The organism is Streptomyces sp. NBC_00669 (genome assembly GCF_036226785.1).
In the GTDB taxonomy this organism is placed as follows: Bacteria; Actinomycetota; Actinomycetes; order Streptomycetales; family Streptomycetaceae; genus Actinacidiphila.
Genome location: NZ_CP109018.1, coordinates 5,113,726 through 5,126,177 on the forward strand (window position 1 = coordinate 5,113,726; position 12,452 = coordinate 5,126,177).

The following is a 12,452-nucleotide window of genomic DNA, read 5'->3' on the forward strand; positions in this document are numbered from 1 at the left end:
TTCATCGCCTTCCTGACCCTGGCCGGCGCCGCTCTCGTCGTCCTGGGCGCGATCTCCTCGCGACGGCCTGACCCGAACCGACCCCTCAACCGATCGGCAGCGCACCGGACTTCAGCGCACCGATGAACGAGGTCCAGGCGGTGGGGGTGAAGGTGAGGACAGGGCCTTCGGGGTCCTTGGAGTCGCGGACGGGCAGTACCGCCGAGTCGCCGTCCCCGACCTCGACGCAATCACCGCCACTGCCGTTGCTGTACGACGACTTGCGCCAGCCGATCTCGACGCACTCGCCGCCGCTGCCGTTGCTGTACGACGACTTGCGCCACTCGACGCTGGGGCCCAGGTCACGAGCAGTGGTCATGGTCTGCTGTACTCCTCCGCCACCGACGAGATGAGGTTGAGGGACGCCTCCGGCGACAGAGCAGCGGCCCGCGCACAATCGTATGCCTGCTGGTGTTCCGCGACCATGGTCGGCGAGTCCAGCAAGTGGCCGGAGTACGGCCCTTCCACGTACACGGCGGGCGGCGCGTCCTCGAACGTCATCAGGGTGACGTTGCTTCCTGCCATGGCATGCGCTCCCGCTGAGTACGGGATCACCTGGAGCATGATCCCCGGTGCGTGCGCCACTTCGAGTATGTGAGTGAGCTGATGGTGCATGCCTTCGGCGTCGCAGATGGGCAGGCGCAGCGCCGACTCGTGCAGGATCACCCAGTAGCGGGGCGTTGCCGGGTCGGTGAAGGTCTCAGCTCGTTCTCGTCTCGCCTGCACGAGTTCCTCGATCCGCTCGTCACTGGCGAACGGCATGGACGCGCGGATCAGCGCCCGGGCGTACGCCTCTGTCTGCAATACGCCGGGGATCAGTTGAGAGGCGAACCGGCAGATGCTCGTCGCCGTCGCCATCAGCTCGGCCACCTCCGCGAAGTACTCCGCGTGCTTCGTGGCCCGGAGCACCATCAGGCAGATCCGTTCGAGGTGGCCGTCGGTTCCGAGGGTGGCGTCGAGCCGTTGGGAGAGGTCCAACTGGGGCCTGCGGATGGCGGTTTCGAGCTGGCCGATGTAGCCGCCGGAGCAGAAGACGCGCTCGCCGAGCTGGTCCTGGGTGAGATGCGCCGCCTCGCGCAGGCGGCGCAGCTCGGAACCGTAGAAGCTCTGCGGGGATGCGTACGGGCTGAGGTTCTTCGGCTGGGTCATCGGGCACCGCCGTTCCTGCCTGGGAGGAGGGCAAAGGGAGTTGGGACCGTGGCACCGATGAGCGTAACTACGCGGTGGGCGCCGCGTAGTGCGCTCGGCGGATCGGGAGGAGGCGCCGGGGGGCGCGTGGGAGCGTGGCGGCGCGAATCGCGCGCTGGGTTCGCGCCGCCGGAGTGCGGTGACTGCGGGTAGTACGTTGCCCCCTCGGACGTGCCGCGCGGGTGGCGGCGGATGAGGAGGCGGTGGGCGTGGAGGCGCTGGGTCAGGTGCTGGCGGGGAACCCGTATCCGGGGCGCGGGGTGGTGTGGGCGCGGACCGGGGACGGGCGTTGCTGCGGGGCGTACTTCCTCACGGGCCGCTCTCGTGCCTCGCAGGCGCGCGAACTGCGACGCGGGGACGGTGAGTTGGTGGTCGCGGCGACCGAGGGCCCAGGCGGTGACCCGCTGCGGCACTACGTGGGCGCGCGGGAGCGCGGCGAGTGGCTGGTGTACGGCAACGGGGAGCAGGTCGCGGAGGTCGCCGGGCGGCTGGACGAGGGCGCGGAGCCGCTACGCGCGCTGTCGGGGCTGGCCTACGAGCCCGATCCACCGATCCACACGCCCCGGATCACCGTGGTCGCCCACGGTTCCACCGGGCGGGCCTGGCTCGGCGCGGCCCGGCGCAGTGCGGGCGGCCGGGACGCGGCCGACGTGCTCACGCTGGCGGTCGGCGCGCTCGCCCCGGGCGACGCGGTGCTGATGACCACCTACCGTTCCGACGGCCGTACGGTCGCCACCGCCGAGCCCTACGTCGACACCGCGACCCGGGCGAACACCCCGGCCGAGCTCGCCGCCGAGATCTGGGACGTCCTCGCCCCCGAACTCCGCGTGGCCCTGGCCGTGTTCGAGCCCGGGCATCTGGGCAGCGCCCTCCTGCGACAGCGGCCGCAGCCGCTACGTCACTGAGAGAGGAACACGTGGCGAACAGGCCATTGGTACCCGGCGAACTCGCCGATGACCAAGACGAGGGTGAGTCGGGGGTTTTCGACCGGTATGCCTTGCTTGCTGCGCGGGGGCTGATCAGGCGTGGGGCTGTCACGACGGCCGAACTGGGCCGCCTTCCCAGACGCGCGCCCGTCGACGGCGCGTCCCCCCTGGAGATTCTGTTCGCCGATCGTGAGGGCGGGTAGTGCCTCGCCCTCTCGGACGCCGTGCGCGGTAGCGGCGCACGAGGGGCAGCCCGGCGTGGTCAGGCGTTCGGGTCAGTGCAGGTCCGCGACCCGTACTCCGGGCAACTCGGCGAACGCCGCTTGCCGGTCGAGCGTGACCACCGCTCGGGCCGTGGCGGCCGCCGTGGCTGCGATGAGCAGGTCGTGCGCGCCGCGCGGCTTGCCCTTGCGTCGGACGTACGCGAGCAGGCGGGCGTGGACACGGGCGATGTCGAGACCGTATTCCTCGACGGGTACGACCGCGAGGACCGCGGTGACGAAGTCCTCACGGGACTGGCGTCGGGCGTCGTCGGCGAGTTCGACGCCGAGGAGCAGTTCGGCCGCGGTCACGGCGGCGATGGCGACGTCGTCGTCAGGGGCGAAGGCGACGGGGACGCCGGTGCGCTCGATGCCGATCAGCACGCCGGTGTCGAGGATCAGGCGTCGGGCCATGTCGCCGCCGTCTCGTCGGTCAGAAACTCGCGGGTCGCCGCCACGTCGGCGGCGAAGGCGTCGTCCTGGGACCTGCTCGCGAGTACGTCGTTGAGGGCGGCGCCGTTCCCCGTGTTGGCGGGCCCGATCTGGGCCAGCCGGCGTCCAGCCCTGGTGATCACGATGGTCTCGCCGTGCTCCGCGGCGTCCAGGAGCGCGGCGAAGTTCCGCGATGCCTCGGTGGCGGTCATCAGCTTCATGGAATCAGAGTATCTGATTCCAGGGTTGGACGCGGTTGTCGGCGGGTGCCGCAACCTCGGGGCCGGTCGGGTGCGTCAGCAGGTACGACGTGGCACTTACGCAGTACCGGGAAACCACCGAGAAAGGCCGGACATGTACGAGTACAAGGTCGTCACCTTCCGCGAAGCGCTGATCGGGGACGCGCTCGACAGCGACAAGTTGGAGAAGGTGCTCAACAAGCACGCCGAGGACGGGTGGGCGCTGAAGGACATCACCTCCGGCGAGGTGAAGGGCCGGATAGGCCCCGGCGCGGTCGACGGCCTGCTCATCACCTTCGAACGCCCCCGCCAGGGCTGAGCGCCCGGCGGGAGGAGGTCCGCGCGGCTACGCTCGTTGTCCGAGTTGCCTGAGTACACAGGCATGGGTGAGCGTGGCCGCGTGGTCACGTTCGGTTGCTGACCGTCTGTACGATCAGAATCTGAACGTGAGCATTCGGACACAGGGAGGTACGGGGTGACCGCTGTGGATGACCGGCTGCAGGCGTGGGATGACGCGCAGATGCTGCCGGAGACCTTCGAGGACATCGCCGCACTTGCGGCGCGTGACGAGGAGGGCCTCTGCTTCGAGCTGATCGGCGGAAAGCTGGGGGTCAAGCGCGTGCCGGACGCGATCCATGAGGCAATCACGATGTGGCTGCTCCGTCAGTGCATCCAGCAGAAACCCCAGTGGGATCTCCATACCGGTCAAGGGCTCAAGGTCGAGTCCTACAGAAACGGCCGGGCTCGGCCCGATGGCACGCTCGCTCCTGTCGCGCACTTCGTCGGCCGAACGGTCGGGGAGTGGGCCGACCCCGATGGTGTACTGATGGCGGTCGAGGTGACCTCGCGGGATCGTGACACCAACCAGCGCGACCGGGTCGACAAGCCGCGCGCCTACGCCGAGTCGGGCATCCCCGTGTACCTGCTGATCGACCGGGACCGCCGCGAAGTGAGCATCCACAGCGACCCGCAGGACGGCGCTTACCGCGACCGGCACGTCGTCGCGTTCGGCAAGACCGTGACCCTGCCCGAGCCGGTCGGGATCGAGCTGGATACGCGGCAACTGCTGGAGTGGACCGAAGGGGCCGCGGCACCCGAAAGCTAAGCTCGGGGGTATGCCGACCCCTGGGGAGAGCCGCCGCCGTGTCCGTACGTATGAGCCCACGCGGACGTGGGGAGCGTTGCGCGCGCAGGTGGGGCATGTGCGGGTGGCCGCACGGGGGTTGACCGGAGAGCAGTGGAAGTGGCCCTCGGGGCTGCCGGGTTGGGACGTGCGGCTGCTGGTCGTGCACATCGTGCGGCAGGTCGAGGCGATGGGGACGATGCTGGCGGCGGAGCCGCCGGCGGCCGGGGCGAAGACGGTCGGGCTCGACACCTGGGCGCTGTCCACCGCGGGAATCGCGGAGAAGCTGGACGCCGCGACCCGGGCGGAGGAGGCGCGGACCGCCGATCCGCTCGTGGCCCTCGAAGCCGCCGCGGAGCAGCTCGCCGCGCTGGAGGCCGAGGCGACCAGGGCCGACCGGCTGGTGCCGAGCCCGTTCGGCCCGATGCGGGCGAGCGACTTCCTGGTGACGCGGCTGGTCGAGCTGGTCGTCCACAGCGACGACCTCGCCCGCGCCACCGGCATCGAGATCGGCTTCGACCGGCACGCGGTCGCCGGGGCGGTACGGGTCCTCGCGGACGCGCTCGCCGCGAAGGCGCCCGGGAACTCCGTGGAGGTGCGGGTGCCGCCGTATGCCGCCGTGCAGTGCGTGGAGGGACCGCGGCACACCCGCGGCACCCCGCCGAACGTCGTCGAGACCGACCCCGTCACCTGGCTGCGCCTGTCCACCGGGCGCACCTCGTTCGCGGACGAGGTCGACGCCGCCCGCGTCTCCGCGTCCGGCGAGCGCGCCGACCTCGCGGCGTACCTCCCGGTCCTGGGGTAGCTCCTGCCCGGTCCTGGGGCAGCTCCTGCGAAGTGGCTCGGCCGCTTCCCCCAGGCGTCTCCCAAAAACCGGAGTCCGGTTCTGATTGCCCCCGGGCCGCCCCTTCTGTCGGTTCCGGGAGCGCCGGACGGGGGCGGCCCGGGTGGCGGCCATGAGGGCCACCCGACGTGATTGGCCGGAAAACGACCCTGCGCCCGGGCGCGCCCGACTCCGTAAGGCGAACATCACACCGCTTGCCACGTAAGGCATGACGCGCGTAGACCCAGGGAATTGAAGGTTCGCCCGTTCGGATGAGAGGCATTCCTGCCCTAGACTCGACAACGTGCCTCGTGGTGACGGACGACTCAGCCACGACCTGCTCCCCGGTGAGAAGGGCCCCCAAGACGCCTGCGGTGTCTTCGGTGTCTGGGCCCCAGGGGAAGAGGTCGCCAAACTCACCTACTTCGGGCTGTACGCCCTGCAGCACCGCGGACAGGAGTCCGCGGGCATCGCAGTGAGCAACGGCTCCCAGATCCTGGTCTTCAAGGACATGGGCCTGGTTTCCCAGGTCTTCGACGAGACCTCCCTCGGCTCGCTGACCGGCCACATCGCCGTCGGCCACGCCCGCTACTCGACCACCGGCGCGTCCGTGTGGGAGAACGCGCAACCCACCTTCAGGGCCACCGCCCACGGCTCCATCGCGCTGGGCCACAACGGCAACCTGGTGAACACCGCCGAGCTCGCCGAGATGGTCGCCGCGCTGCCGCAGGGCCCCGGACGGGCCACGAAGGTCGCGGCCACCAATGACACGGACCTGATCACGGCGCTGCTGGCCGGCCAGGTCGGGCCGGACGGCACCCCGCTGTCGGTCGAAGAAGCCGCACCACAGGTGCTGCCGAAGATCAAGGGCGCTTTCAGCCTCGTCTACATGGACGAGCACACCCTCTACGCCGCCCGTGACCCGCAGGGCATCCGCCCGCTGGTGCTGGGCCGGCTGGAGCGCGGCTGGGTGGTGGCCTCCGAGTCCGCCGCCCTGGACATCTGCGGCGCCAGCTTCGTCCGGGAGATCGAGCCCGGCGAGCTGATCGCCGTCGACGAGCAGGGCCTGCGCTCCTCCCGCTTCGCCGAGGCCCGCCCCAAGGGCTGCGTCTTCGAGTACGTCTACCTCGCCCGCCCCGACACCGACATCGCGGGCCGCAACGTCTACCTGTCCCGGGTGGAGATGGGCCGCCGGCTGGCCAAGGAGGCCCCGGTCGAGGCCGACCTGGTGATACCGACACCGGAGTCCGGCACGCCGGCCGCGGTCGGCTACGCCGAGGCCAGCGGCATCCCGTACGGCTCGGGCCTGGTGAAGAACTCCTACGTCGGCCGGACCTTCATCCAGCCCTCGCAGACCATCCGGCAGCTCGGCATCCGGCTCAAGCTCAACCCGCTCAAGGAAGTCATCCGCGGCAAGCGGCTGGTGGTGGTGGACGACTCCATCGTCCGCGGCAACACGCAGCGCGCGCTGGTGCGGATGCTCCGCGAGGCCGGCGCGGCCGAGGTGCACATCCGGATCTCCTCGCCGCCGGTGAAGTGGCCGTGTTTCTTCGGCATCGACTTCGCCACCCGCGCCGAGCTGATCGCCAACGGCATGAGCGTGGAGGAGATCGGCAAGTCGCTGGGCGCGGACTCGCTGTCGTACATCTCGATCGACGCGATGGTCGAGGCGACCACGATCGCCAAGCCCAACCTGTGCCGGGCCTGCTTCGACGGCGAGTACCCGATGGACCTGCCCGACCCGGAGCTGCTCGGCAAGCAGCTGCTCGAGGTCGAGCTGGCCGGTGGCGCGGACGCCGCCGACGCACTGCGCCGGCCGTGAGCCCGTACCGACCTGCCCCGCGGGCCGCCGGCCCGCACCGCAGCCCCCACCCGTGCCCCCGCCCCGGCCACCCCGGCCCGGGCCGGGCGCCGCGACCGTACGACCCGTACGACCGACACGAAGGTTTCCCCAGCCATGTCTGAGACAACCGGTGCCAGCTACGCAGCCGCGGGCGTCGACATCGAGGCGGGCGACCGCGCCGTCACCCTGATGAAGGAGTGGGTGCGCAAGGCGTCCCGCCCCGAGGTGGTCGGTGGCCTCGGCGGCTTCGCCGGGCTCTTCGACGCCTCGGCCCTCAAGCGCTACGAGCGCCCGCTGCTCGCGTCGGCCACCGACGGCGTCGGCACCAAGGTGGACATCGCCCGCCGGATGGGCGTCTACGACACGATCGGCCACGACCTGGTCGGCATGGTCGTGGACGACCTGGTGGTGTGCGGCGCCGAGCCGCTGTTCATGACCGACTACATCTGCGTCGGCAAGGTCTACCCGGAGCGGGTCGCGGCCATCGTCAAGGGCATCGCGGAGGGCTGCGTGCTGGCCGGCTGCGCGCTGGTCGGCGGCGAGACCGCCGAGCACCCCGGGCTGCTGGGCGCCGACGACTTCGACGTGGCGGGCGCGGGCACCGGCGTGGTCGAGGCCGACGGGCTGCTGGGCGCGGACCGGGTCCGGCCGGGCGACGCGGTGATCGCGATCGAGTCCTCCGGACTTCACTCGAACGGGTACAGCCTGGTCCGGCACGTGCTCTTCGACCGGGCCGGCTGGGCGCTGGACCGCGAGGTGCCCGAGTTCGGCCGCACGCTGGGCGAGGAGCTGCTGGAGCCGACCAGGATCTACTCGCTGGACTGCCTGGCGCTGGCCCGCACCACCGAGGTGCACGCCTTCTCGCACATCACCGGCGGCGGTCTGGCCGCCAACCTGGCCCGGGTGATCCCGGACCACCTGCACGCCACCGTGGAGCGCCCCACCTGGACGCCGGGACCGGTCTTCGGAGTGGTCGGCGAGCTGGGCGGGGTGCGGCGCGAGGAGCTGGAGAAGACGCTCAACATGGGCGTCGGCATGATGGCCGTGGTGCCGCAGGAGTCGGTCGACGTGGCGCTCGCGGTGCTCGCGGACCGTGACGTGGACGCCTGGGTGGCCGGCGAGATCCGGGCGCGCGAAAGCGGCGCGTCGGCCGTGGAGCTGGTCGGCGACTACGGCGACGACGCCTGACCCGGACGGTTACCCGCGGTGAGGAAACATGCCGACGACGAAACCCGGCCCGGGGCGGACCCCGGGCCGGGCCTCAAGCGTTGGCGGCGTCAAGCGCGACGGCGCTGAGACGACGGTGACGGCTCGGACTGTTCGTCCTGGTCATCGTCCTCGTCGTCGTCGTTGTACAGATCCGCGTACTGAGCGTACGGGTCGTCGTCCAACTCGTCGTCATCGTCCTCGACTGGCTCCGGATTAACCGGCCTCGACGGCGATGCGCCCAGCTCGTCGGCCAGACGTGAGAGATCCGTGCCGCCGCTGTTGTACTTCAGCTGGCGGGCGACCTTCGTCTGCTTGGCCTTGGCCCGGCCGCGCCCCATGGCTCGACCCCCTTAACGGCGGGGCTCGACGGCCCCGAGTCTTGACACGCGTTCATGATCCGGACGGCCTCCTTGGAGAGAGACCGGTCCGTAGGGCCTCAACGGTACCTGCTTCCGACGCCGCACGGTACGTCGCCCGCACGACGCGCGTCGGAACAGGGGATATTTGCGGCCCTGTCGTTCCTGGTCAGACCCGATTTTACCTTCTTCTAGCGCGAACTTGCTATCGGGCCGTGCTATCGGTCACGCCGAGGCCCCCGGACGGGCCCGTTCCGCCCCTGTCCGGGGACCTCGACGACGGCTCAACCCAGGCTCAACCCAGGCTCGGCCGCAGCCAGTCGGCGGCCAGGGTGCGCTCGGCGATCCGCTGCTCGGCGAGCCGGTCGGCGGCCACCGCGGGCGGCACTCCGTCGACCTTGGCGCGTTCGAATATGGCCAGCGTGGTGTCGTGGATCTTCGCGGCCTTCGCCTTGGCCCGTTCGAAGTCGAACCCGCGCAGTTCGTCGGCGACCTGGATGACGCCGCCGGCGTTCACCACGTAGTCGGGGGCGTACAGGATGCCGCGGTCGGCGAGGTCCTTCTCGACGCCGGGGTGGGCGAGCTGGTTGTTGGCCGCGCCGCAGACCACGGTGGCGGTCAGCGCGGCGACGGTCGGATCGTCGAGCGCGCCGCCCAGCGCGCAGGGGGCGTAGACGTCCAGCGGGGTGCGCACCAGCGCGTCGGCGTCGGCGACGGCGGTCACGCCCGGGTGGCGGGCGGTGATCCGCGCGACCGCGTCGGCGCGCACGTCGGTGACCACGACCTCGGCGCCGTCGTCGACGAGGTGCCCCACCAGGTGGTGGCCGACCTTGCCGACGCCCGCGACGCCGACCCGGCGGCCGCGCAGCGTCGGCTCGCCCCACTGGGCCTTGGCGGCCGCGCGCATGCCCTGGAAGACACCGAAGGCGGTGAGCACCGAGGAGTCGCCGGCGCCGCCGTTCTCGGGGGAGCGGCCGGTGGTCCAGCGGTTCTCGCGGGCGACCACGTCCATGTCGGCGACGTAGGTGCCGACGTCGCACGCGGTGACGTAGCGGCCGCCGAGCGAGGCCACGAAGCGGCCGTAGGCGAGCAGCAGCTCCTCGGTCTTGAGGGTGTCCGGGTCGCCGATGATGACGGCCTTGCCGCCGCCGTGGTCGAGGCCGGCCAGGGCGTTCTTGTACGACATGCCGCGGGAGAGGTTGAGGGCGTCGTCCAGGGCCTGCTCGTCGGAGGAGTAGGCGTGGAAGCGGGTGCCGCCGAGGGCCGGGCCCAGGGCGGTGGAGTGGAGTGCGATCACGGCCCGCAGGCCGGTCGGGCGGTCCTGGCACAGGACGACCTGCTCGTGTCCGCCCTGTTCCGATCGGAACAGCTTGGCGATGACGGCGGCGCCGTTGCCGCCGTCGGTCTGACGTACGTCGGTCACGGTGGTGACTCCCATAGTCCGGTGGTGCTCGCGGTCCCATTGGGTTCGGGTGTCTCGCCCCCCGTACGGGTGGCGGAGGGTTCGATGGCCTCAGCGTAGGCCCTGCACCCAGTGGCCGGGATCACCTCCGGCGGAGGCGGTCCCGTGGGACGATCGGAGGCGTCGGCACGGCGGGTACGGCGTTGGAGGAGCGGGCGTGGGCGGTTCGGCGGTACTGGTCCCGTACACGTCGTATCTGCGGGTGTACGAGCCGCTGGCGGCCTTTCCCGAGCCCGAACGCACCCACTGGTACCGGTATGCGGCCGCGGGCCGTGAGCGCGGCGCACAGGACGAGCTGAGGCAGTCGCTGGCCGGGCTGGTGCCGGTGCCGCCGATCGCGGTGCCGGTGCACGAGAGCCGGGAGGCGTTCATCGCCGAGGTGGGCGGGGTCACGCACGTCTGCCCGTGGCGGACCCGGCTGCGCGGCTGGATGGCGCTGGAGCAACTGGAGGGACAGTTGCCGGCCCCGGTGCTCGACGCGATGGTGCCGCCGGTGGTCAGGCGGCAGGCCGCGGCCGACCACGAGGCGTGGCGCGAGCGGAACCCCGACGCGCGGCCCTGGATTCGCTCGGCGACCTGGCACGTGCCGGTGCGCTGGTTCATCCTCGTCGGCGACGACGAGCGGGAGTACGAACCGGTCGGCGCGGAGGACGCCACGGGCGGGTCGAAGCAGCCGATGATGCGCTACCGCACCCCGATGGTGCAGGCGCGGCGCCGGGTGGCGCGCGGCCTGCGGGTGCTCAAGGAGGCGCTGGACGAGAGCCCGTTGGTCGACGGGCTGATCGACGTGGGGCGCTGGCTGGAGGAGTTCCACCCGCGCTCGCTGGTCGAACTGGACTACGGCGGGCTGGTGCACGTGATCGGCCCGGAGGCGCTGGCGGCCGACCGCTCGGCGGCGGACGCGGCCGAGGGGCTGGCGGCGCTGCGCGAGGGCGACTCGGCGGCGGCCGGCACGGCGTACGAGCGGCTGACCGATCGGTGGCGGGCGGTGCGCGAGCTCCAGTTCGCGAACTGAGCCGGGCCGTGGTGCACGGCGGGGCGGTCGGTATCTGACGGGTTGTTGTCTCCGGGTGGGCCGGGTGTTGTCTCCGGTCCGGCCCGCGACGTGCTTCTGCCCCTGGTGATGGTGCTATTGGCCCAAGCGTGACGCAGAGCACGTAACCGGACTCTTGCCTGCATCACCATCTGTCATGCCAAAATGGGACATCGGGTCCGCCTCGGGCTCGCATCGAAGGTGGGGATGTGGCGGATGATCGCGCTGTGACTGATCGTCACGTTGGTGTGACTGTCCGCTATGGCCCGGTCCATCGGCTTCCGTCGAGCTTGAACACCTGAGAGGGCAAATCCATCGGTTTGGCCGACGCGGCTGGACGGATGGTGTAGTTGTAGTGCCGAGGACAAGCCGTTCGTCCTATTACCGACTCGGCCCGCGTTCGCCCATATCGGGCAACGCGGGTCAAGGTGCAGAATTTAAGAGGAAAGAACCGCGTTGGTTCGGTTCTCTCGAGGAGGCCGCTCATGACCGCTCGCACCCCTGATGCCGAGCCGTTGCTAACACCCGCTGAGGTCGCCACCATGTTCCGCGTCGACCCGAAGACGGTCACGCGCTGGGCCAAGGCAGGCAAGCTCACGTCGATCCGCACGCTCGGCGGGCACCGCCGTTACCGCGAGGCGGAGGTCCGTGCGCTGCTTGCGGGCATTCCGCAGCAGCGCAGCGAGGCCTGACAGCCCTTTTGGGCGGCTTGTGGGGCCCCTACCCCATACGTCGCCGTCCGAAGGCCACCTGCCCCCATCAGGAGGCCCGAGGGGAGGGCGAACAGCAGGACGCAACACCGTATGACCGTAAGAGGATCGCATCGGACTCCGCCGGGTCCGATGCGATCCTCTTTTTTGTGTGCCCGGTCACACGTGATGCAGGTGGGTACCATTGCACATATTAAATCGAGAGCCTTGCGCAGGGCCTCCAGTTCCTTATGTGTCCCACAAGTTCGCGTGACTCCCGTCACATGTGCGGCACTTGAGGTTGTTGCCTGCGATGCGGTAATGAACCGGCTTGGCCCGTTAGGGTCTTCGGTGCCGTCGTGCCTCCGCGGCTGCCCCGGTCGCCGGCCCGGCGGGACGGAAGCCCTCAACTCCTCGCAGGCCGACGGGACTTGCCGGGCGCGTGGCCGGGTCGCCCCGGCGCGCGGAACGGCCCGCACGCGCGCGCCTGGGGCCGCGGAGCGCGCCCCCGCGTGCCGGCGGGTCCCAGGGGGCGGCGGAAAGCCCGCGTACGGGGGTGTGGTTGGCGGTGTGGGGCCGCGACCTGGGTGGGGACGGCCGAACGCTCGCCCGAGCCTGGACGGGACCGCGGAAAGCCCGCCTCCCGGGGTCCGGGTGAGGGGCTTTCGTTGTCTGGTGGGGGGGGACGGCGGAAAGCCCGCCTCCCGGGGCTCGGGGGACGGGCTTTGCCATCTGCTGCGGTCCTGACGGGATTTGAACCCGCGGCCTCCACCTTGACAGGGTGGCGAGCACTCCAAACTGCTCCACAGGACCTCGTTGCGAGTCAGACT

14 protein-coding genes and 1 tRNA gene are annotated in these 12,452 nt (G+C 70.9%); 8 read left to right on the top strand and 7 right to left on the bottom strand.

The window, feature by feature from the left end:
* Nucleotides 1–85: 85 nt before the first annotated feature.
* Entirely contained in the window at nt 86–358 is a 273-nt protein-coding gene (locus tag OG896_RS21410; RefSeq protein WP_329367707.1) for a DUF397 domain-containing protein, read from the bottom strand.
* A complete protein-coding gene (locus OG896_RS21415) occupies nt 355–1,188 on the bottom strand; it encodes a helix-turn-helix domain-containing protein (RefSeq protein ID WP_329367709.1) in 834 nt (277 codons plus the stop codon). Before OG896_RS21415 ends, OG896_RS21410 begins: the two co-directional genes overlap by 4 nt.
* Nucleotides 1,189–1,436: 248 nt before the next feature.
* Here OG896_RS21415 and OG896_RS21420 point away from each other — a divergent pair, with 248 nt between their 5' ends.
* Nucleotides 1,437–2,132, top strand: coding sequence for an IMP cyclohydrolase (locus OG896_RS21420; protein WP_329367711.1), 696 nt, complete (start codon nt 1,437–1,439; stop codon nt 2,130–2,132).
* Nucleotides 2,133–2,428: 296 nt separating this feature from the next.
* Here OG896_RS21420 and OG896_RS21425 read toward each other — a convergent pair whose 3' ends face one another.
* Together OG896_RS21425 and OG896_RS21430 are read right to left on the bottom strand one after the other, a co-directional pair.
* On the bottom strand, nt 2,429–2,827 hold the full coding sequence (locus tag OG896_RS21425; protein WP_329367713.1) for a PIN domain-containing protein: 399 nt from the start codon (nt 2,825–2,827) through the stop codon (nt 2,429–2,431).
* The gene (locus OG896_RS21430) at nt 2,812–3,066 is read right to left on the bottom strand and encodes a type II toxin-antitoxin system Phd/YefM family antitoxin (RefSeq protein ID WP_329367715.1); all 255 of its coding nucleotides are present in this window, start codon (nt 3,064–3,066) and stop codon (nt 2,812–2,814) included. The genes OG896_RS21425 and OG896_RS21430 overlap by 16 nt, the downstream gene beginning before the upstream one ends.
* Before the next feature lie 133 nt (nt 3,067–3,199).
* Between OG896_RS21430 and OG896_RS21435 the strand changes: the two genes are divergently transcribed.
* From OG896_RS21435 to purM, 5 genes are all read left to right on the top strand, one after another.
* A complete protein-coding gene (locus tag OG896_RS21435) occupies nt 3,200–3,403 on the top strand; it encodes a DUF4177 domain-containing protein (RefSeq protein ID WP_329367717.1) in 204 nt (67 codons plus the stop codon).
* A 156-nt stretch (nt 3,404–3,559) separates the two neighbouring features.
* Nucleotides 3,560–4,189 carry a Uma2 family endonuclease gene (locus OG896_RS21440; RefSeq protein WP_443057128.1) on the top strand — a complete coding sequence of 210 codons (630 nt, stop codon included), beginning with the start codon at nt 3,560–3,562 and terminating at the stop codon, nt 4,187–4,189.
* Between the two features lie 10 nt (nt 4,190–4,199).
* Nucleotides 4,200–5,012: a maleylpyruvate isomerase family mycothiol-dependent enzyme gene (locus OG896_RS21445; protein WP_329367719.1), complete on the top strand. Its 813-nt coding sequence runs from the start codon at nt 4,200–4,202 to the stop codon at nt 5,010–5,012.
* Nucleotides 5,013–5,334: 322 nt separating this feature from the next.
* Nucleotides 5,335–6,852, top strand: coding sequence for an amidophosphoribosyltransferase (purF, locus tag OG896_RS21450; RefSeq protein WP_328465725.1), 1,518 nt, complete (start codon nt 5,335–5,337; stop codon nt 6,850–6,852).
* A gap of 135 nt (nt 6,853–6,987) precedes the next feature.
* The gene (gene purM / locus OG896_RS21455) at nt 6,988–8,061 is read left to right on the top strand and encodes a phosphoribosylformylglycinamidine cyclo-ligase (RefSeq protein WP_329367721.1); all 1,074 of its coding nucleotides are present in this window, start codon (nt 6,988–6,990) and stop codon (nt 8,059–8,061) included.
* Nucleotides 8,062–8,150: 89 nt separating this feature from the next.
* On the opposite strand, the gene OG896_RS21460 is transcribed toward purM, so the two are convergent.
* The gene (locus tag OG896_RS21460; RefSeq protein ID WP_328465721.1) at nt 8,151–8,420 is read right to left on the bottom strand and encodes a DUF3073 domain-containing protein; all 270 of its coding nucleotides are present in this window, start codon (nt 8,418–8,420) and stop codon (nt 8,151–8,153) included.
* A 313-nt stretch (nt 8,421–8,733) separates the two neighbouring features.
* On the bottom strand, nt 8,734–9,876 hold the full coding sequence (locus tag OG896_RS21465) for a Leu/Phe/Val dehydrogenase (protein WP_329367724.1): 1,143 nt from the start codon (nt 9,874–9,876) through the stop codon (nt 8,734–8,736).
* 181 nt (nt 9,877–10,057) lie between these two features.
* Between OG896_RS21465 and OG896_RS21470 the strand changes: the two genes are divergently transcribed.
* Nucleotides 10,058–10,915 (top strand): hypothetical protein, encoded by an 858-nt coding sequence (locus tag OG896_RS21470; RefSeq protein ID WP_328465717.1) that lies wholly within the window; start codon nt 10,058–10,060, stop codon nt 10,913–10,915.
* A 503-nt stretch (nt 10,916–11,418) separates the two neighbouring features.
* Nucleotides 11,419–11,625 carry a developmental transcriptional regulator BldC gene (bldC, locus tag OG896_RS21475; protein ID WP_003949541.1) on the top strand — a complete coding sequence of 69 codons (207 nt, stop codon included), beginning with the start codon at nt 11,419–11,421 and terminating at the stop codon, nt 11,623–11,625.
* Between the two features lie 735 nt (nt 11,626–12,360).
* On the opposite strand, the gene OG896_RS21480 is transcribed toward bldC, so the two are convergent.
* Nucleotides 12,361–12,435: transfer RNA gene (locus OG896_RS21480), tRNA-Asp, on the bottom strand.
* Nucleotides 12,436–12,452: the final 17 nt, after the last annotated feature.